At 62.1% G+C, this 19,584-nt stretch carries 21 protein-coding genes; 13 read left to right on the forward strand and 8 right to left on the reverse strand.

The window, feature by feature from the left end:
- Window positions 1-45 precede the first annotated feature (45 nt).
- Complete coding sequence (locus tag AC4LFW_RS20675; RefSeq protein ID WP_491821669.1) at window positions 46-492, forward strand: c-type cytochrome; 447 nt, start codon at window positions 46-48, stop codon at window positions 490-492.
- 24 nt (window positions 493-516) lie between these two features.
- On the opposite strand, the gene AC4LFW_RS20680 is transcribed toward AC4LFW_RS20675, so the two are convergent.
- From AC4LFW_RS20680 to AC4LFW_RS20690, 3 genes are all read right to left on the reverse strand, one after another.
- Entirely contained in the window at window positions 517-900 is a 384-nt protein-coding gene (locus AC4LFW_RS20680; RefSeq protein WP_491821671.1) for a DUF1090 family protein, read from the reverse strand.
- Window positions 901-960: 60 nt separating this feature from the next.
- Window positions 961-2,631 carry an NAD-dependent DNA ligase LigB gene (ligB, locus tag AC4LFW_RS20685; protein WP_491821673.1) on the reverse strand — a complete coding sequence of 557 codons (1,671 nt, stop codon included), beginning with the start codon at window positions 2,629-2,631 and terminating at the stop codon, window positions 961-963.
- Window positions 2,632-2,698: 67 nt separating this feature from the next.
- A complete protein-coding gene (locus AC4LFW_RS20690; RefSeq protein ID WP_491821675.1) occupies window positions 2,699-4,030 on the reverse strand; it encodes a ferredoxin reductase family protein in 1,332 nt (443 codons plus the stop codon).
- A 170-nt stretch (window positions 4,031-4,200) separates the two neighbouring features.
- Here AC4LFW_RS20690 and AC4LFW_RS20695 point away from each other — a divergent pair, with 170 nt between their 5' ends.
- Complete coding sequence (locus AC4LFW_RS20695) at window positions 4,201-5,130, forward strand: ABC transporter ATP-binding protein (RefSeq protein WP_491822217.1); 930 nt, start codon at window positions 4,201-4,203, stop codon at window positions 5,128-5,130.
- Window positions 5,127-5,888, forward strand: coding sequence for an ABC transporter permease (locus tag AC4LFW_RS20700; RefSeq protein ID WP_045423768.1), 762 nt, complete (start codon window positions 5,127-5,129; stop codon window positions 5,886-5,888). Before AC4LFW_RS20695 ends, AC4LFW_RS20700 begins: the two co-directional genes overlap by 4 nt.
- Window positions 5,889-5,979: 91 nt before the next feature.
- Here the strand turns inward: AC4LFW_RS20700 and metK are convergent, their stop codons facing one another.
- The 4 genes from metK to AC4LFW_RS20720 form a co-directional block, all read right to left on the reverse strand.
- Window positions 5,980-7,170, reverse strand: a complete 1,191-nt coding sequence (metK, locus tag AC4LFW_RS20705) for a methionine adenosyltransferase (RefSeq protein ID WP_491821677.1) — start codon at window positions 7,168-7,170, stop codon at window positions 5,980-5,982.
- Window positions 7,171-7,184: 14 nt separating this feature from the next.
- Window positions 7,185-8,186 (reverse strand): ArsR/SmtB family transcription factor, encoded by a 1,002-nt coding sequence (locus AC4LFW_RS20710; protein WP_491821679.1) that lies wholly within the window; start codon window positions 8,184-8,186, stop codon window positions 7,185-7,187.
- Window positions 8,187-8,263: 77 nt separating this feature from the next.
- Complete coding sequence (locus AC4LFW_RS20715; protein WP_491821681.1) at window positions 8,264-8,866, reverse strand: LysE family translocator; 603 nt, start codon at window positions 8,864-8,866, stop codon at window positions 8,264-8,266.
- Window positions 8,863-9,759, reverse strand: a complete 897-nt coding sequence (locus tag AC4LFW_RS20720) for a TauD/TfdA family dioxygenase (RefSeq protein WP_491821683.1) — start codon at window positions 9,757-9,759, stop codon at window positions 8,863-8,865. Before AC4LFW_RS20720 ends, AC4LFW_RS20715 begins: the two co-directional genes overlap by 4 nt.
- Window positions 9,760-9,921: 162 nt before the next feature.
- On the opposite strand from AC4LFW_RS20720, the gene AC4LFW_RS20725 reads away from it, so the two are divergent.
- The 7 genes from AC4LFW_RS20725 to fba all read left to right on the forward strand — a co-directional run bounded on the left by AC4LFW_RS20725 (window position 9,922) and on the right by fba (window position 17,214).
- Window positions 9,922-10,842, forward strand: coding sequence for a LysR substrate-binding domain-containing protein (locus AC4LFW_RS20725; RefSeq protein WP_491822219.1), 921 nt, complete (start codon window positions 9,922-9,924; stop codon window positions 10,840-10,842).
- Window positions 10,843-10,962: 120 nt separating this feature from the next.
- On the forward strand, window positions 10,963-12,960 hold the full coding sequence (gene tkt / locus AC4LFW_RS20730; RefSeq protein WP_491821685.1) for a transketolase: 1,998 nt from the start codon (window positions 10,963-10,965) through the stop codon (window positions 12,958-12,960).
- 110 nt (window positions 12,961-13,070) lie between these two features.
- Window positions 13,071-14,123, forward strand: a complete 1,053-nt coding sequence (epd, locus tag AC4LFW_RS20735) for an erythrose-4-phosphate dehydrogenase (protein ID WP_491821687.1) — start codon at window positions 13,071-13,073, stop codon at window positions 14,121-14,123.
- Window positions 14,124-14,170: 47 nt separating this feature from the next.
- Entirely contained in the window at window positions 14,171-15,331 is a 1,161-nt protein-coding gene (locus AC4LFW_RS20740; RefSeq protein ID WP_491821689.1) for a phosphoglycerate kinase, read from the forward strand.
- A gap of 99 nt (window positions 15,332-15,430) precedes the next feature.
- Window positions 15,431-15,625 (forward strand): hypothetical protein, encoded by a 195-nt coding sequence (locus tag AC4LFW_RS20745; RefSeq protein ID WP_491821691.1) that lies wholly within the window; start codon window positions 15,431-15,433, stop codon window positions 15,623-15,625.
- A gap of 27 nt (window positions 15,626-15,652) precedes the next feature.
- Window positions 15,653-15,988 (forward strand): MliC family protein, encoded by a 336-nt coding sequence (locus tag AC4LFW_RS20750; RefSeq protein WP_491821693.1) that lies wholly within the window; start codon window positions 15,653-15,655, stop codon window positions 15,986-15,988.
- A 161-nt stretch (window positions 15,989-16,149) separates the two neighbouring features.
- Window positions 16,150-17,214 carry a class II fructose-bisphosphate aldolase gene (gene fba / locus AC4LFW_RS20755; protein WP_045423785.1) on the forward strand — a complete coding sequence of 355 codons (1,065 nt, stop codon included), beginning with the start codon at window positions 16,150-16,152 and terminating at the stop codon, window positions 17,212-17,214.
- Window positions 17,215-17,283: 69 nt separating this feature from the next.
- Here fba and AC4LFW_RS20760 read toward each other — a convergent pair whose 3' ends face one another.
- Window positions 17,284-17,661 (reverse strand): response regulator, encoded by a 378-nt coding sequence (locus tag AC4LFW_RS20760; RefSeq protein WP_491821695.1) that lies wholly within the window; start codon window positions 17,659-17,661, stop codon window positions 17,284-17,286.
- 215 nt (window positions 17,662-17,876) lie between these two features.
- On the opposite strand from AC4LFW_RS20760, the gene AC4LFW_RS20765 reads away from it, so the two are divergent.
- From AC4LFW_RS20765 to AC4LFW_RS20775, 3 genes are all read left to right on the forward strand, one after another.
- Window positions 17,877-18,497: a class I SAM-dependent methyltransferase gene (locus AC4LFW_RS20765; protein ID WP_491821697.1), complete on the forward strand. Its 621-nt coding sequence runs from the start codon at window positions 17,877-17,879 to the stop codon at window positions 18,495-18,497.
- A 201-nt stretch (window positions 18,498-18,698) separates the two neighbouring features.
- Window positions 18,699-18,977 carry a DUF3509 domain-containing protein gene (locus tag AC4LFW_RS20770; RefSeq protein ID WP_491821699.1) on the forward strand — a complete coding sequence of 93 codons (279 nt, stop codon included), beginning with the start codon at window positions 18,699-18,701 and terminating at the stop codon, window positions 18,975-18,977.
- Between the two features lie 122 nt (window positions 18,978-19,099).
- Window positions 19,100-19,573 carry a PA2171 family ribosome-binding persister protein gene (locus AC4LFW_RS20775; protein ID WP_491821701.1) on the forward strand — a complete coding sequence of 158 codons (474 nt, stop codon included), beginning with the start codon at window positions 19,100-19,102 and terminating at the stop codon, window positions 19,571-19,573.
- Window positions 19,574-19,584: the final 11 nt, after the last annotated feature.

A 19,584-nucleotide genomic window follows, 5' to 3' on the forward strand; every position in this document is an offset into this window, starting at 1 on the left:
GCAGCGGTGATAATCACCGACCGTTGTGATTACGAGTGGTTACCCATGAAGCTGTTGCCGTTGAGTGTGTCGCTGATCGCCGTCCTGGCCCTGTTGGGCTGTGATCGCATCGATCCCAACTCACCGCTTGGCAAGCGCAAGGCCACCTACCAGCAGATGCTCGACGTCAAGGAGGACATGGGTGGCATGCTTCGTGGCCGCCTGGCCTTCGATGCCGAAGGCTTCACCGCTGGGGCGGTGCAGCTTGATCAGCTGTCGCGTCAGCCCTGGCAGTATTACCCGGAAGTCAAGGAAGCTCAGAGCGAGGCCCGCGACGATGTCTGGCAAAAACAGGCACGCTTCAACGAGATGGCGCGGGAACTCGAGGCACGGACCGCGGCGTTGGTCACTGCTACCGCGCAGAAACCCGTGACAGCGGAGGGTATCGCACCGGCGTTCCAGCAAGTGGAGGATGCCTGTGAAGCCTGTCACAAGGAATTTCGGAATTACTGACAGTCACGACCGCCGCTTCGCGACTTAGCGTTTGGCGTCGTCCAGTTGCCTGCGAGCCTGATCCAGTCGCCGTTTGCTCACTTCGATTACCTGAGAATCGCCGGTGCCCAGTGCGTCGCGCAATTGCGCTTCGCGGACGGTAGCCAGGCGCGCGGCGCGCTCGATTTCGGCGTGATTGGGCTGTAGCGCAACCACGCCTCGGCAGCGTTCGGTCAGGCTTTGCAACTGTGTCTCAAGATGGGCGCGCTGGCTGATATCGCCTTTCAGGCGCGCCTCCTTGATCTGTTGGCTGATGCGCTCGCGCGCTTCGCTGCATGCAGCGTCGGTCTCGGCCGCCGTCCCAACGGCCGATTGGGCGCAGCAGAGGCTGAGCAGCAATGAAAGGCGGACAGTTTGGCGGCTGGGCATGCCAGTTCCCTTTTTCTTGTTCTCGAGGTTCTATGACTGGACCCGGTCGGCGAAGTGCCCTCAGAAGCCGGCAATCCCGATCTCGTTCAATTGCTGGCGAAGCCCGAGGACTTCCGGCGCGGTGAAGAAGGCCTGTAGTTGCAGGGCTCGTTTCGAGCCAACGCCGGGTTTTGATTGCCATTGCGCCAGCGTCGTTGCCGCCAGACTGTCCCAGTTGTCGACCAGATTGGCGTCTTCGCTCGGCGGCATGCCCAGGGCGTGCAGCCACAGGCGAAAAGGTCGTTCACGGGCCAGCCTGAAACTGGCGGCCAGGTTGCTGGCGCTGGCGTCGCCGATGCCTGGAACCTGCCGTAGACGGTGCTCATCGAGGTGCAGCCAGTCGAGGAGATGCCTGACCAGCCCGGATTCCACCAGCATCGTCCATGCGCCGGGACCGAGCTGCGGCAGGTTCAGGGCCTTTTTGCCACTGAGCCAGACGAGGCGTGCAATGAATTGCTGTTCGCAGCCGGGGCTGGCTTGCCAGCAGCTCAGAGGGTGGTAGCGGCCGGCGGCGGGCATCTCGACCTGCTGGCGCTGCTGCGCCCGCCAGGCAACTCCGTTGAAGCGGGGGATGGTCAGCCCGGCCAGGGCGATGGCCACATGGTCGCCCGGCCGAATATCCTCCTTCCTCCAGCGCGTTACGGAACCCAGGCTGACGCGACTGACGCGACGGTCATCGAGCTGTATCGGCTCCAGCTGCAACACTGGGGTTATCTTGCCGCTGCGGCCGATGGTGAACTCCACGTCGAGAACCCTGGCCACCGCGGTGCGCAGGGGATATTTCCAGGCGACTGCCCATTCTGGGGGCTGGGCTCGCCAGCGGCTGGCGTCTGGTCGCACGCCTTGGCGTAGCACGACGCCATCGCTGGCGAATGGAAGCGAGTGGTGAAACCAGTGGTCCCGCCAGTGCCGGGCTTGCTCGGCGGTCGCGATGGGTTGCGTCAGGGCTGCGCTCTGTGCGAACCCCATTGCAACCAGTCCATCGAGGCGAGCCTGCATGGCTGCCGGTCCGTTGGGCCAGTCCCAGACAAACAGGCCGATTCGCGAAGCGATTGAGTCGTCCAGTGTTTGCCTCGCCATCGCCCCGGCGACACGACCGCGCGCGCCGGCACTGCCCGCGCTTGCCTGAACGTGATTGTCCAGCCTCCAGTACAGCTCGCCCTGCAGGATGACTTCGCCGGCAGCTGGTATCTCGTTGGGAATGGCAGGAATTTCCAGGGCTCTAAGGGTCCAGTCCTGTCCGTGTGTCCCGTCCCCGCGGCTGACTGCGCGGATCAGACGACCCTCCTCGTACTGCAGGGTCACGGCGACGCCGTCGACTTTTGGCTGGACCCACAGATCGCTGCGAGCCCTGATCCAGGCGCCAGCCGCCGCCTCGTCGGCTAGCTTGGCCAGCCCGGTCTGGACAATGGGATGCGGCAACGGGCCAGCAGCCGTAACCAGGGGTGCCGGAGGCGCTGATGGGATTTGCGCGAAGCAATCGTGCCAGAGCTGCAGGCGTCGGTTGGCCTGGTCATAGACCTCGTCGTCCACCAGCGCGATTCCACGGCGGTGATAGGCATCGTTCCATTCGGCCAGCTGGCGCTGCAGCGCACTGCTTTCCGCCATGGCTCGGTCGTTTGACCAGTCCGGGCAATCCGCCATGACCAGGCTCGGTACCAGGCACAGCCAAATCGCATGCATGCGTGACATAAGTGAGCATCCTTGCTCGTCGGGGTGGGTCGCCATTGTGCTCTGGCGACCCCGTGGCAACCGTGCGCTAGCGCAAGTTGAACAGTTCCTGATGGAAATCGCTGGGCGGCAGGCCGTGGCGCGTCAGGTCGCGCCTCAGCTCATCGCCAAAGCTGGCGGGACCGCAGAACCAGACGTCACGCTGCTCCCAGTCAGGCACCTGCTGGCGCAGGCGCTCGGGCGTCAGCAGCCCTTGCTCGCTGGCGATCATGATCTGCAGCCTTATCCGGGCGCGCTCTGCCAGCTGCCTGATGCGTTCGATAAAGCCCTGGTCCGGTGCACTGGTGCAGTAATACAGGGTGATGTCGTTGCCCCTGCCGGCTTCGGCCAGCGCCTGCAGCTGCGCGATGAAGGGCGCAATGCCGATGCCTCCGGCTATCCAGAGCTGGCCTGGCTTGTGTCCGTGGAAATCGAAGCAGCCGTAAGGGCCTTCGACCGTAACCGCATCACCTATCTGCAGAGAATGGGGCAAGGCGCGGGTGTAATCACCAAGCCCCTTGATGGAGAACGACAGTTTGCCGTCGCCCAGCCAGGCACTGGACAGGCTGAATGGGTGCGGCCCTTCCTTCTGGTCGAAAGTGACGAAGGCAAACTGCCCCGGCTCGTGTCCTGGCCAGGCTCCGTCAAGGGCGATATCGACGCTGAGCACCCGGTTGTCGGTGTGGTAGGCCAAGTTGTCGATACGACCGGCGACCTGGCGCTTGCGCCCGACCTGGCGCAGCAGTGAAACGCCGGCGGCCAGCGTGCCCGCGAGCAGCAGGGCAGCCATCACCGCGCCGAGCGGCGAAAGCCAATAGGCGGGTGGCATCAGCAAGAGACTATGCGCCACCAGCACCAGATAGACGGGAGCCAGCCAGCGGTGGGTCGTGAAAAACCATCGGTAGGGAAAACGTTTGATCAGGGCCAGAACGATCAGCGCCGCGGCCAGGTAGAACGCCCACTCGCCGATCGTTTCGGCGAACCCGCGCTGTTCGTGCAGCCAGCCGAGCAACCCTTCCTCGGTCTGTCCCGCCCCTCTCCGGGCCGGGCGCTCCAGCCAACCGAACCCTACCAGCCACTTCGGGACCTGGGCCCAGCCCCAATGCACCGTCGACAGCGTCAGGGCAGCAATTCCCAGCCACTTGTGCAGACGGTAGGTCTTGTCCAGCCCATCGAACAGGCGCTCCAGCCAGTGCGGTCGGATGGCCAGATAGACCGCTGCGCTCATCGTGGCGACCGCAAGGAGACCGCTCAAGTGAACCATGTCCGTACGTAGCGGCCAGAAACGGGAGTAGTTCCCGGTCGTGAAATCGTTCGCCAACAACCAGAGCAATACGACCCCGAGGAGCAGAGCTACAAGAGTTTGCCGGACCCGTTTCATGGCGTTGTGCCTCCCAGGCTGCGTCAGAAGCGTTGGTCAAGCATGCGCTTGAGGCGCGGGAACGGCCATGACCGAGGTCAGTTCCAGGCAGGCAAATCAGGATTCGATAGGTGAGCCAATCAACCAGCGGCATACAATTGTCCGCCAACCCCTTGCGGAGCTATCCATCAGTGCACCCCGTGATCAACATCGAGCAGTTGAGCAAGACCTACGCGTCCGGCCATCCGGCGCTCAAGCAGATCGACCTGCAGATCAACCAGGGCGAAATCTTCGCGCTGCTCGGGCCCAATGGGGCCGGCAAGACCACCCTGATCAGCATCATCTGCGGCATCGTCAATCCGGGCAGCGGGCGTGTGCTGGTCGATGGCTGCGACATCATCAGTGACTACCGTGCCGCGCGATCGAAGATCGGCCTGGTGCCGCAGGAGCTCTTCAATGAAGGCTTCGAGAGCGTCTGGGCGACGGTGCGCTTCTCCCGTGGACTGTTTGGCAAGGCGCCGAACGATGCCTATCTGGAGCAGCTGTTGCGCGACCTGTCGCTCTGGGACAAGAAGGGCGCCCGGATCATCGAGCTGTCCGGCGGCATGAAGCGCCGGGTGATGATTGCCAAGGCGCTGTCCCATGAGCCCACCATCCTCTTTCTCGACGAGCCCACAGCCGGTGTCGACGTCGAGCTGCGCCGCGACATGTGGGAAATGGTCCGACGCCTGCGCGAGCGCGGCGTGACCATCATCCTGACCACGCACTACATCGAAGAGGCCGAGGAGATGGCCGATCGCATCGGCGTGATCAGCAAGGGTGAGATCATCCTGGTCGAGGACAAGAAAGCGCTGATGCAAAAGCTTGGCACCAAACAGCTCACCCTGCATCTGCAGCGTCCGCTGGCCGAAATTCCGGCGGAACTGGCCGGCTATCCGCTCGAATTGGTCGACTCGGGCAATCAGCTGGTGTTCACCTTCGACGCCCAGCATGAGGACACCGGGATCGCCGACCTGCTCAGGCGCCTCGCCGAACACCGCATCGACTTCAAGGATCTGCAGTCGAGTCAGAGTTCCCTGGAGGAAATCTTCGTCAGTTTGGTAAAGGGCAGCCGCACATGAATTTTCACGCAATCCGCGCCATCTACCTGTTCGAACTGGCGCGCACCTGGCGCACACTGCTGCAGAGCATCGCCACGCCGGTCATCTCCACCTCGCTGTATTTCGTTGTCTTTGGTTCGGCCATCGGCTCGCGCATGGAGGCGATGCACGGCATCCCCTACGGCGCCTTTATCATTCCCGGTCTGATCATGATGGCGCTGCTCACCGAAAGCATTTCCAACGCCTCGTTCGGCATTTACATGCCGCGCTATTCGGGGACCATCTACGAAGTGCTGTCGGCACCGGTTTCCTATCTGGAGATCGTTATCGGCTACGTTGGCGCGGCGGCGACCAAGTCGATCATCCTCGGGCTGGTAATCCTGCTCACGGCGCGATTGTTCGTCGATTACGAAATTGCGCATCCCTGGGTGATGGCGCTGTTCCTGGTACTGACGGCTGTCACCTTCTGCCTGTTCGGATTCATCATTGGCATCTGGGCGGATGGCTGGGAAAAGCTGCAGATCGTGCCGTCGCTGATCGTCATGCCGTTGGCCTTTTTAGGCGGCAGCTTCTACTCCATCGAAATGCTGCCGCCGCTCTGGCAGAAGGTCACGCTGTTCAATCCGGTGGTGTATCTCATCAGCGGCTTTCGCTGGAGCTTCTACGGCGTTTCGGACGTCAATGTCGGCATCAGCCTGGCTATGACGCTGGGCTTCCTGGCGCTGTGCCTGGTGCTGATCTGGTGGATCTTCAAGACGGGTTATCGATTGAAGAATTAGCTTCAAGCTTCAAGCTTCAAGCTTCAGGCTTCAAAAGCGAAAAGCCCCGCGCGGCTTGCGCCGGCGGGGCTTCTGTCTGGCGCAGTCGCGCTTACAGCCCGGCAGCAGCGCGCAGGGCGTCGGCCTTGTCAGTCTTTTCCCAGGTAAAGGCGGTAAAGGTGTCATCACCGACCGTCATCTGATAGGGATCGCGACCGAAGTGGCCATAGGCCGCGGTGGCCTTGTACATCGGGTGCAGCAGGTCGAGCATGGTGGTGATCGCGTAGGGACGCAGGTCGAAATGCTCGCGCACCAGGGCGACGATCTTGTCGTCGCTGAGCTTGCCGGTGCCAAAGGTGTTGATCGAGATCGACGTCGGCTGGGCCACGCCAATAGCGTAGGACACCTGGATCTCGCAGCGCTCGGCCAGGCCGGCGGCGACGATGTTCTTGGCCACGTAGCGCCCGGCGTAGGCGGCGCTGCGGTCGACCTTGGACGGGTCCTTGCCGGAGAAGGCGCCGCCGCCGTGACGGGCCATGCCGCCGTAGGTGTCGACGATAATCTTGCGTCCGGTCAGGCCGCAGTCACCCACCGGGCCGCCGATGATGAACTGGCCGGTCGGGTTGATGTGGAACTGGGTGTCCTTGTGCAGCAGTTCAGCCGGGATCACGTGCTTGACGATCAGCTCCATCACCGCTTCGCGCAGGTCGGAATGCTTGACCTCTGGGTTGTGCTGCGTGGACAGCACGATGGCGTCGATGCCGACCACCTTGCCGCCTTCGTAGCGGCAAGTGACCTGGCTCTTGGCGTCCGGACGCAGCCACGGTAGCAGGCCGTTCTTGCGCGCTTCGGCCTGGCGTTCGACCAGGGCGTGGGAGAAGCGGATCGGTGCCGGCATCAGCACATCGGTCTCATTGCTGGCGTAGCCGAACATCAGGCCCTGATCGCCGGCACCCTGGTCTTCCGGCTTGCTGCGGTCGACGCCCTGGGCGATGTCCACCGACTGCTTGCCGATGATGTTGATGATGCCGCAGGTGGCGCCGTCGAAGCCGACTTCCGAGCTGTTGTAGCCGATGTCGATGATGACGTCGCGCACCAGCTGCTCGAGATCGACCCAGGCGCTGGTGGTGACTTCGCCGGCGACAATGGCAACGCCGGTCTTGACCAGGGTTTCGCAGGCCACACGGGCGTGCTTGTCCTCGGCGATGATGGCATCCAGGACCGCATCGGAGATCTGGTCGGCGATCTTGTCCGGGTGCCCTTCGGACACGGACTCGGAGGTGAAAATCGAATATTCGCTCATCAATCGGTTCCTAATTACCGGTGGTTGCGTCGGCTATCAGCGTCGAGCCGGGAAAAATACCGGGTCTGGATCTGAAAACCGTTCTTCAAGCCAATGTAGAGGCTCTCGCCGGGCGTGAGCCCCGCGGCATCGGCCCAACGGGCCAGATCGTCCTGTTCGAAGCCCAACCACAGATCGCCGCAGGCCTCCCTGGCCCAACTCTGGTTATGGCTGCACAGCTCGGTGATCAGCAGGCTGCCGCCCACGTTCACCAGTCGCGCCAGTTGCTTGAGTGCTTCACCCGGCGCCGCCAGATGATGCAAAACCATGTTCAGGACGACGCAGTCGGCGGTCGGGCAGGCGTCATGTAATGCGTCGGCAAGTCTGACTTCGACGTTGCTAAGGGCGTCCTGTTCACATCGACTGCGGGCCATTTCCAGCATGGCCGGGCTGTTGTCCACGGCCGTGACCCGAGCAAAGCGTCGCGCCAGTTCTGGCAAAAAACCGCCGTCTCCCGGGCCGACCTCCAGCGCGGTTGCTGCTGGCGTGAGGTTCAATGCATCGAGCAGTGCGACCACGCTGTCGCGGTACTGCGGAAGCCCGGCAATCATGTCCTGTCGCGCCTGGAAGCTACCGGCCATGCGCGCGAAAAAATCTTCACTGGCGGCGCTGCGCTGGGCATGCACCGCGGCGACACGCGCCTGAACCTCAGCCGGCAGACCCAACTGATCCACTTCGTCCAGTAGCGCCGAATGCAGCTTGCCGCCGAGACTATCGGGTTGGGGCAGGGCGCGGCGGTAGAAAATCGCGTTGCCTTCCCGGCGGGTTGCCAGCAGCCCGGCCTGTGTCAGCACCTTGAGATGATGGCTGATGCCCGATTGCCCGGTGGCGAAGATCTGTGCCAGTTCGAGCACGCCGAACGAATCGCTGGCCAGCGCACGCAGCACGTTCAGCCGCAACGAATCCCCGCCGGCCTTGCATAGGGCGGCGAGTTGGTCACTGTCGGTGAATGACATCTGGGGAATGCGCAGGCTCATAGGCGATGCAGTCTAGTCGGTCGTTTTTCACCCAGCAATGGCAATATCAAAAAGTTTTGATATTGGAAAGGCGCCGCTTAGTTGATCAGGCTGTTGATGCCCATGCCGCAGGACACCAGGCCCAGCGCCAGCAGAAAGAAGTTGGGCAGCAGATCGAGCAGCCCCTGGATACGGTCGTTGCTCGACAACTGACGTGAGACCAGGCTGTAGGTGATCAGAATCGAGACATCGACCAGCGCCCAGATGGCAATCAGCGCCAGCGCCTGCGGCGCGAAGGGCTGCGCCGGCAGAATGAACCCTGGCAGAAACGCGAGAAAGAACAGAATGTCCTTGGGGTTGGACAGTCCGACCGCCATCGCCCGCCAGAAGTAATGCGATTGCGGGCGCGGCAGCTCCTTGGCTTCTCCACCGCCGCCGCACAGGCCGTCGGCACCGAGCCAGATCAGGTAGAGCCCACCGAGCACCTGGCCCCATTCGAGAATCACTGGTTTCAGATCGAGGGCCAGGTAGATGACCATCAGCGCAGCGATCAACAGCATCTGTGCCGAGAGCACACCGCCGAGAATGGTCCAGGCCGGCCAGCTGCGCCGGGCGTCGGCGATAACCAGTGCGACGACCGGGCCGGGGGAGGCGATCAGCAGGGCGACCGCGGCAGCGAAGGCGAGATAGGTGGTGTTCATAGCTCGGTTACCAGTTCGAAGATGCGCGATTGCTTGCCTAGCCGCTCGGTGTAGAAGCGCAGGTTGCAGCTGGCGAAGGTGCGCTGCATCCAGCGGTCGCTGCCATCGAAACGGGCGGTGAAGGGGCTGCGTGCATGTGCCGTGCGGCGGTTGTCGATGATCAGCAGGTCGCCGCGGGTGAGGCGCACTGGCTCGACCACCTCCCAGGCAACGGCGCGCAGTCGGTCCAGTGCGCGTTGAGCCCGGTCGCTGTAGGCGACCATGAATTGTGGATCGAAGCGCAGGAAGGGGGCGTCAGGGTCGCCGTACAGTACGGTTTGATGCTTGTTGATATCGATGCGCTGGTTCTTTTCGCTGTGGCCGTAGTCGGACAGAAAGTTGTAGGGCTCGTTGAGAAAGAACACCTGGTCTTCGTAGGAAAGCCGCTCGAGGATGCGCTCGGCCGACGCGATATAGGTGACGGCCTCGGCGGCCGGATCCTGACGCAGGCAGAGCAGCAGCAGGTAATCCGGCTGGATGGCATGGAAGGCATTTTCGGTATGCAGGTCCAGCTCGGTGTCGAAGCTGTCCGAGGTCGCGGCACGTGACTGCGTCTGCTGCGGGAAGAAGTTGTTGACGATGCAACCGCCCGATTCCTGCACGTAGCCGATCGGCTCTCCCAGCAGCGCGGTGGCCTGGAGCAGCAAGCGTTCGCTGCGGTTGTCCGGCTTGTTCAGTTCGCTGCGCGAGGCGGGAGTGGGAGGAATTTCGCCGATCTGCGTGCCCTCCAGCAGCAGAAAGCCTTTGGCGTTGCCGAACAGCTTGAAATCGAGGATGGCCGCTATCTGCGCCTGACTGAGCCCCCCGTGACGAATGCTGGCAGACAAAAGTTGATCGAACTCGCGAGTGGGCATGTCATCCTTCCCTAGCGTTATACAAGGCAGAGGCCTCTTGTTGGGTCGGTGCCAACGCATGGCTGGCCCGATTGCCGGCGAGTATTGGTGGGCCCTGGAGGGTTGCAAAATGGAAAAAACGGCCATCTCCGATGAGTTTTACTCATGCCGGAAGCTGGCGGCATGACGTTGCGCATGCCGCCGCTTTACGCGCTGCGTGCCTTTGAGGTCGCGGCACGCTTCGGGTCGTTCACGCAGGCCGCAGAGAGCCTGTGCATCACCCAGAGTGCTGTCAGTCGGCACGTGAAGACGCTGGAAGAAAGCCTTGGCTGCCAGCTGTTCGAGCGGCGCGGCTCGCGGTTGGCACTGACCGACACCGGACGGCTGCTGGCGCAGGAGCTCAAGGTCGGCTTCCGAACCATCGAAAACGCCTGCATTGCGATCAACCGCCAGCAGGATGCGCTCCGGCTGAAAGCCCCCTCGACCCTGACCATGCGCTGGCTGCTCGGTGCGCTGGAGAATTTCCAGCTCACCCATCCGCAGGATCGCGTGCAACTGACCAGTGCCTGGATGGACCTCGATGCGGTGGACTTCCACAACGAGCCCTTCGATTGCGCCATCCTGCTGAGCCACGGCGGTTTCCCCGCCGACTGGAACCGGATCAAGCTGTTCGATGAATGGCTGGTGCCGGTCTGTGCGCCGGAATTCAAGGGCGGATCGTCCTGGACCGCCGAGCGACTCGCCGGTGCCGAATTGATACATCCCTCACGCGACTGCCGAGACTGGCGTCGCTGGCTGCAGCGAGTCGGTCTGGTCGATCGCATCGCCTGGCAGCAGGGCAAGCTGTTCGACACGCTGGAGCTCGGCATTTCCGCTGCGGCGCAGGGGCACGGCATGTCGATCGGCGACCTGGCACTGGTCGGCTCCGAGCTCCAGAAGGGCTCGTTGATACTGCCGTTCCAGCAAGCAGTGCGCTCCGGCGACAGCTATTACCTGGTCTGGCCTGCGACGGGTGAAACCGCATTGACCCTGACGCGAATGAAGGATTATCTGCTGGCGCATCTGCCCGACATTGGCAATCAGGGTGTCGTGCTGCTCGAGTGATGCGGCCGATGGCGGCGACGTCGAGCCATTCAGTCATTGCCCCGCCACTCCCGGTAAGGGAAAATGGCCGCCTTTTTCCGCCCCCTTCGTTTCAGAAGCTACCCCGCAGGAGATCTAGCGATGCCCAGCCGTCGTGAGCGAGCCAATGCCATCCGCGCCCTCAGCATGGATGCCGTGCAGAAAGCCAACAGCGGCCACCCGGGTGCCCCCATGGGCATGGCGGACATCGCCGAGGTCCTCTGGCGTGACCATCTGAAGCACAGCCCGACCAACCCGCAGTGGGCGGACCGCGACCGCTTCGTGCTGTCCAACGGCCACGGCTCGATGCTGATCTATTCCTTGCTGCACCTGACCGGCTACGACCTGTCCATCGACGACCTGAAGAACTTCCGCCAGCTGCACAGCAAGACCCCGGGCCACCCGGAGTTCGGCTACACCGCCGGCGTCGAGACCACTACCGGCCCGCTGGGCCAGGGCCTGGCCAATGCCGTGGGCTTCGCCCTGGCGGAAAAGGTCATGGCGGCGCAGTTCAACCGCGACGGGCACAAGGTCGTCGATCACCATACCTATGTATTCATGGGCGATGGCTGCCTGATGGAAGGGATTTCCCACGAAGTCTGTTCCCTGGCCGGCACCCTGTCGCTGAACAAGCTGATCGCCTTCTACGACGACAACGGCATCTCCATCGACGGCGAAGTCCATGGCTGGTTCACCGACGACACCCCGCGCCGTTTCGAAGCCTACGGCTGGCAGGTGATCCGCAACGTCAACGGCCATGATGCCGAAGAGATCAAGATCGCCCTGGAGACCGCGCACAAGAGCGACCGCCCGACCTTGATCTGCTGCAAGACCATCATCGGCTTTGGATCGCCGAACAAGCAGGGCAAGGAAGAGTCCCACGGTGCCGCGCTGGGTGACGCCGAGATCGCCCTGACCCGTGAGGCGCTGGGGTGGACGCATGGCCCGTTCGAGATCCCAGCCGATATCTACGCCGAGTGGGACGCCAAGCAGAAGGGCGCCGACGCGGAGAACGAGTGGAACAAGCGCTTCGCCGCCTATGAAGCCGAGTTCCCGGGCCTGGCGTCCGAGTTCAAACGCCGTATGGCCGGTGAACTGCCCGCCGACTTCGCCGAGAAGGCTTCGGCGTTCATTCGCGAAGTGGCCACCAAGGGCGAAACCATTGCCAGCCGCAAGGCCAGCCAGAACTGCCTGAATGCCTTCGGCCCGCTGCTGCCGGAACTGCTGGGCGGCTCGGCGGACCTGGCCGGCTCCAACCTGACCCTGTGGAAGGGCTGCAAGCCGGTGGTCGCCGAGGATGCCTCGGGTAACTACATGTACTACGGCGTGCGTGAATTCGGCATGGCCGCGATCATGAACGGCGTGGCCCTGCATGGCGGCCTGATTCCCTACGGCGCGACCTTCCTCATGTTCATGGAATACGCCCGCAATGCGGTGCGCATGTCGGCACTGATGAAACAGCGGGTCATCTACGTCTTTACCCACGACTCCATCGGTCTCGGTGAAGACGGCCCGACCCACCAGCCGATTGAACAGCTGACCAGCCTGCGCACCACGCCGAACCTGGACACCTGGCGTCCGGCCGACACGGTCGAATCTGCCGTGGCCTGGAAGCACGCGGTCGAGCGCAAGGACGGCCCGAGCGCGCTGATCTTCTCGCGCCAGAATCTGCCTTATCACATCCGCGACAACGAAACCGAAGCGTCCATCTCCAAGGGTGGTTACATCCTCAAGAACTGCGTTGGCGAGCCCGAGCTGATCCTCATCGCCACCGGTTCGGAAGTTGGCCTGGCCGTCCAGGCCTATGACAAGCTGACTGAACAGGGCCGCAATGTGCGTGTCGTCTCGATGCCGTGCACCAGCGTCTTCGATGCCCAGGATGCGTCCTGGAAGCAGCAGGTACTGCCGGTCGAAGTCGGAGCACGCATCGCCATCGAGGCCGCGCACGCGGACTACTGGTACAAGTACGTCGGCCTCGACGGTCGCATCATCGGCATGACCACCTACGGCGAGTCGGCCCCGGCGGGTCAGCTGTTCGAGGAGTTCGGCTTTACGGTCGACAATATTCTTGCGGTTGCCGAAGAGCTTCTCGAAGACTAACAAGGCGCTGGAGGCTGGAGGCTGGAGGCTGAACGACAGACGGCATCGAGCTGCTTTTTCGTCAAGCCTTCAGCCTTCAGCCTTCGAGCGGCTTGCAACAGGCCGAATCCATGCCCCAACCCCGTCCGCGTCCCTACCGCATCGCCCTCAACGGCTACGGCCGTATCGGCCGTTGCGTATTGCGTGCCTTCTACGAGCGCAACGCTGCGTTCGACTTCGAAATCGTCGCGCTCAATGACCTGGCCGATATGGCGGGTCTCGAATACCTCACCCGTTTCGACTCCACCCACGGCCGCTTCCCGGGTGACGTGGCGGTCGAGGGCGACTGCCTGCATATAAACGGTCACTGCGTGAAGGTGCTTCGCCACTCGACGCCGGAAGCGGTCGACTGGCGCGGATTGGGGGTGGATCTCGTCCTGGAGTGTTCAGGCGCCTATAACACCCGCAGCGAAGCCCTGCGGTTCATCGACGCAGGGGCACCGCGCGTGCTGTTTTCGCAGCCGATGACCAGCGGTGCGGATATCGATGCGACGGTGGTGATGGGTGTCAATCAGGAGTGCCTGACCGGCGCCGAGCGGCTGGTATCCAACGCATCCTGCACCACCAACTGCGGCGTGCCCTTGCTCAAGCTTCTCAACGATGCGGTGGGGCTCAACTATGTGTCGATCACCACCATTCACTCGGCGATGAACGATCAGCCGGTCATCGACGCCTACCACCACGACGATCTGCGCCGCACCCGTTCGGCGTTCCAGTCGGTCATCCCGGTCTCAACGGGCCTGGCGAAAGGCATCGAGCGCCTGCTCCCGGAACTCTCGGGGCGGATTCAGGCCAAAGCGGTGCGGGTACCGACGGTGAACGTGTCCTGTCTGGATATCACCTTGCAGACGTCCCGCGATACCGATGCCCAGACGATCAACCGGATCCTGCGGGAAGCTGCGCAAACCGGCCCGTTGAAAGGGCTGCTTGCCTACACCGAGTTGCCCCATGCCAGTTGTGATTTCAACCACGACCCGCATTCGGCAATTGTCGATGGCAGCCTGACGCGTGCCTCCGGTCCTCGACTGGTGAACCTGCTGGCCTGGTTCGACAACGAGTGGGGATTTGCCAACCGCATGCTCGACGTGGCCGATCACTACCTGCGCGTTGCCCACCGCGCCTAGCGGGCCGCCGCTGCCAACATCGCCGTTTTGAACTTAAGGAAGATCACATGACCGTTTTGAAGATGACCGACCTCGACCTCCAGGGTAAGCGCGTGTTGATCCGCGAGGATCTCAACGTCCCGGTGAAGGATGGTGCGGTGAAAAGCGACGCGCGCATTCTGGCCTCGCTGCCGACCATCAAACTGGCGCTGGAAAAGGGCGCGGCGGTACTGGTCTGCTCGCACCTGGGCCGTCCGGAAGAGGGCGTCTACAGCGAGGAAGACAGCCTCAAGCCGGTCGCCGACTACCTGAGCAAGGCGCTGAACCGTGAAGTACCGCTGATCAAGGATTATCTCGACGGCGTTCAGGTACAGCCCGGTGAACTGGTGCTGCTGGAAAACGTGCGCTTCAACAAGGGTGAAAAGAAGAACACTGACGAACTGGCGCAGAAATACGCAGCACTGTGCGATGTCTTTGTGATGGACGCCTTCGGCACCGCCCACCGCGCCCAGGGCTCGACCCACGGCGTGGCCAAATTCGCCAAGGTGGCCTGTGCCGGCCCGCTGCTCGCAGCCGAGCTGGATGCGCTGGGCAAAGCACTGAAGAGCCCGGCGCAGCCAATGGCCGCCATCGTTGCCGGCTCCAAGGTGTCGACCAAGCTGGACGTCCTCAACAGCCTGAGCCAGGTCTGTAACCAGCTGATCGTCGGCGGCGGTATCGCCAACACATTCCTGGCTGCTGCCGGCTATCCGGTGGGTAAATCCCTGTACGAAGCCGATCTGGTCGACACCGCCAAAGCCATCGCCGCCAAAGTCAGCGTGCCGCTGCCGGTCGACGTGGTGGTCGCCAAAGCCTTTGCCGAAGACGCCGAAGCAACGGTCAAGGCGGTCGCTGACGTGGCCGAAGATGACATGATCCTGGACATCGGCCCGCAGACCGCAGCCAACTTCGCCGAACTGCTGAAGTCGTCGAAAACCATCCTGTGGAACGGCCCGGTCGGTGTGTTCGAGTTCGATCAGTTCGGTAACGGCACCAAGGTTCTGGCGCAGGCGATTGCTGAAAGCCCTGCGTTCTCCATCGCCGGTGGCGGTGACACCCTGGCCGCTATCGACAAGTATGGCGTCGCTGAGCAAATCTCCTACATCTCCACTGGCGGTGGCGCCTTCCTCGAGTTCGTCGAAGGCAAGGTGCTTCCGGCAGTTGAAGTGCTGGAGCAGCGCGCCGGCTAACAACTGGTGGCCTTTTGTCGTTACAAGCACAACGGCAAAGGCAACCCCTGCGACTGGTTGCTGTCTCTGTTCTGTCCAGACGAGGAATGGAGACTCACCATGCGTTACGCCGCAATAGCTGTTTGCTGTCTTGGCCTGGCCGGTTGCGCCGGAGGTTCGCCGGACTCGCTCTGTGAAGTGATCGACCCGCCACCGGTACAAAGCCCGACCGCGCAGAACGATCAGCGCATCGAAATGCAAAGCACGGGTGATCCCACTGCGGGTACTGCCGCCGACGTTCAGGACTGCCCCTGAAGCAGCCGAACCAGCCCTGGAGAATCGATGAAAGGCCTGTCTATCCCGATTGCCATCCTGGTCCTGCTGACTGGTTGCGGTCACTGGCAATCCGGTCCGGACGCACCCTTTGTTCGCTGGAAGTGCCAGGGGCAGCAGAACATAGCCTGGCGCTATGCCGATGAAAGCCGCCAGACGGTGGAGCTGAAAATCGGCAACGGTGAGGAGGTTCACAGGTTGCGCAAGGAACCCGTGACCCGTGGTGCTTTCTATAGCGATGGCGTTGTGGCCTTCCACGACAAGGGGACGGGTGCGCTGGTCTATCGTCTGGCCGATGACAAACTGCTGGCTCACGGCTGCAGCGCGTCACTGATCAATATCTAAAGGCGGGCGGATCCCTGTACTACGGCGTTTTCGCCGGTCCTGATGGCTTTTGAGCCATCCACCACTACAATGCCGCGCCATACCGCGCGGTGCTTGAACAGCGCCGGCCCCTGCGGCAGGCTTTACATGATTAATCGACCCTGACCGGGAGAAAGGAAAACATGGCACTCATCAGCATGCGCCAGATGCTCGACCACGCCGCCGAATTCGGCTACGGCGTGCCGGCCTTCAACGTAAACAACCTCGAGCAGATGCGAGCCATCATGGAAGCGGCCGACAAGACCGACTCCCCGGTGATCGTCCAGGCTTCGGCCGGCGCTCGCAAATACGCTGGCGCGCCGTTCCTGCGCCACCTGATCCTCGCGGCGGTGGAAGAGTTCCCGCATATCCCGGTGGTCATGCACCAGGACCACGGCACCAGCCCTGACATCTGCCAACGCTCGATCCAGCTGGGCTTCAGCTCGGTCATGATGGACGGCTCGCTGCGTGAAGACGGCAAGACGCCCTCCGATTACGAGTACAACGTCCGCGTCACCCAGCAGACCGTAGCCTTCGCCCACGCCTGTGGCGTCTCGGTTGAAGGTGAGCTCGGCTGCCTGGGCTCCCTGGAAACCGGCATGGCCGGTGAAGAAGATGGTGTCGGCGCCGAAGGCACCCTGGATCACAGCCAGCTGCTGACCGATCCGGAAGAGGCGGCCGACTTCGTCGCCAAGACCAAGGTCGACGCCCTGGCCATCGCCATCGGCACCAGCCACGGTGCCTACAAGTTCACCAAGCCGCCAACCGGCGATACCCTGTCGATCCAGCGCATCAAGGAAATCCACCAGCGCATTCCGGATACCCATCTGGTGATGCACGGCTCCTCCTCGGTCCCGCAGGAATGGTTGAAGATCATCAACGAGTACGGTGGCGACATAAAGGAAACCTACGGCGTGCCGGTCGAGGAGATCGTCGAGGGCATCAAGTACGGTGTGCGTAAGGTCAACATCGACACAGATCTGCGTCTCGCCTCCACCGGTGCCATCCGCGAATTCATGGCAAAGAACCCCAGCGAATTCGACCCACGCAAATACCTGGCGAAGACCGTAACCGCGATGCGCGATATCTGCATCGCCCGTTACGAAGCCTTTGGTACCGCCGGAAATGCATCGAAGATCAAGCCGATCTCCCTGGACGCCATGTTCGAGCGTTATGCCCGCGGCGAGTTGGACCCCAAGGTCAACTAAACTGATGCATCGAAAGACGAGCCCGCCCAGTGCGGGCTCGTTGCGTTATGGGCCGTGTAGGTGAGTGCGCTAGGCCAGCAGCTGCTGGATCTGGCTACGCAGGGTGTCGAGGGAGAAGGGTTTGGCCAGAATCGGCGCTGAGCGGGCAATCTTGCTGCCCGATTCCTGGATTTCGATCGGGTAGCCGCTGATGAAGATGACTTTCAGGTCCGGGCGCAGCTTCAGCGCGGGCTCGGCAATCATTACCCCGGAGACGCCGCCCGGCAGGCGGAAGTCGGTTACCAGCAAGTCGAGCTGCGGCTTGGTTGCCAGAATCTCGAAGGCCCGTGCGGCGTCTGCTGCTTCGAGCACCTTGTAGCCTTCACCGGCAAGGTAATCGGACAGCAAGGACAGGATGTGAGGTTCGTCTTCGACGAGTAGAACGACTTTCTCTGGTGCTTGGCTCATCGGAGCGATTCTCATCTTTTCATGAACATAGCAATGCGGAAGCAGCGATCCACGCGGCGAGCAGTTGGAGGCCGAGCTGATCAGCAAGTTCAGCGATGTGCATCCATCCGTCAACTGGTTATTGACCAAATTCACGTAGTTCCCGTGTTCATGCCTGCGCGTTGGCAATGGATCGCTGTGCAGCTAGGCTGCCACCTCGATCATAGGAGCCCGCCATGCCTGACGAAAACAACCGCGCCATTTCCGAACTCACGCTGAACGACTACCGCACCAATGCAGAAGCCTTTCGCGAGGGAACGAGGGGTCACGACGTCAGCCAGAACATCGATGCGTTGCTGCGGCATATCCAGGGCGAGCCGCCGCTGCGTATTCTGGACTTGGGCTGCGGGCCCGGGCGTGACCTCAAGGCATTCAAGGCTCGTGGACACATTGCGATCGGTCTCGATGGTGCGGAGCCCTTCGTCGAGATGGCGCGGGCCGATACCGGATGTGAGGTGCTGCACCAGAATTTCCTCGAACTGGATCTGCCGACTGAAGCGTTTGATGGAGTTTTTGCCAACGCGGTGTTGTTCCATCTTCCCAGCAGCGAAATTGCCAGCGTCTTGGCCAGGCTGCGTGCGGCCCTACGTCCTGCTGGCGTCCTGTTCTGCTCGAATCCCCGTGGCGACAACCAGGAAGGTTGGAGCGGAGCGCGATACGGCACCTGGTACGACTGGCCGACCTGGCGGCAACTGATGGAGACGGTCGGATTCGTCGAGCTGGAGCACTTTTACCGGCCTGCGGGCTTGCCGAGGGACCAGCAGCCCTGGCTGGCAAGCGTCTGGCGCAAGGGTTGAGCACAGGACAACGGCTGGTATCTTCGGCGCTCCTGCAAAGCAGAATGCATGCCGTAAGCGTAACCGTCATGCGTTTTGCATGCGAGCAAAACGCTATTATGTGACGCAAGTCACTGAATTCAGGGGATTATCCAAAGCTCTCCGGTTGGCATGAACGATGCTCTAGCTAGGTACGCTGGAACATAACCGGAGTACACAATAATGATTGCCGCTGAAAAAATTCTCGCTGCCGCGTTTCCCGAGTTCGAAGTCATCGCCGCACCTCGTCCGGATGGCGGGCTCCTGCTGACACTGCGTAACGATGATCGGGACATCATCAAGCGGGCCCTGTCCAAAGGGCAGACACAGACCGACATCCAGCTGGAATGGGTCATCAGCTCGATTCGCCGTGACCTGGCCCTGGAGGCTGGCATGTCGCCAGCCATCGCACGGCTGCAAAGCCAGAGCCGCACCGGCCTGCCGACCTACGAATACGCCTGAACCGAAGGGCGGACCTGCACTGCCGCAGGTTCGCCCCGTTGTGAGGCTGCGATACATGTGTTGACGACCGGGCCGAAGAGCCTGGATGCGGCACGAACCTGATAACCGATGAGGAAAACCGAATGAACGCCATCGACCTGTTGATCGACGACCACGAAAAAGTCAAAGACATACTCTCGCGCCTTACGGATAGCACCGAACGCGCTGTCAAGACCCGTACCGAGCTGCTTCAGAAGCTCGAGATGGAAGTTTCCATCCACACGCAACTTGAAGAGCAGATCCTCTACCCGGCATTCAAGGAGGCCGGCGGCAAGGAGGAGAAGACCATGTTCCACGAGGCCAAGGAAGAGCACCGCGCCGTGGATTCGCTGGTGCTGCCCGACCTGAAGAATACCGATCCCTCGACCCTTGAATTCTCCGGGCGCGTGAAAGTCTGCAAGGAACTGCTTGAGCACCATATCGAGGAAGAGGAGTCCGAAATGTTTCCCTCTGCCCGTGAACTGTTCAGTGAGGACCAGCTGGTCGAGATGGGTGAGCAGATGGCCGAGCTGAAGAGCCGCTTGAAGAAGGAATTTGCCGCCCGGCAGGCTGCCTGATTGATGCACGC

Source organism: Stutzerimonas sp. C6.4V (genome assembly GCF_058536345.1).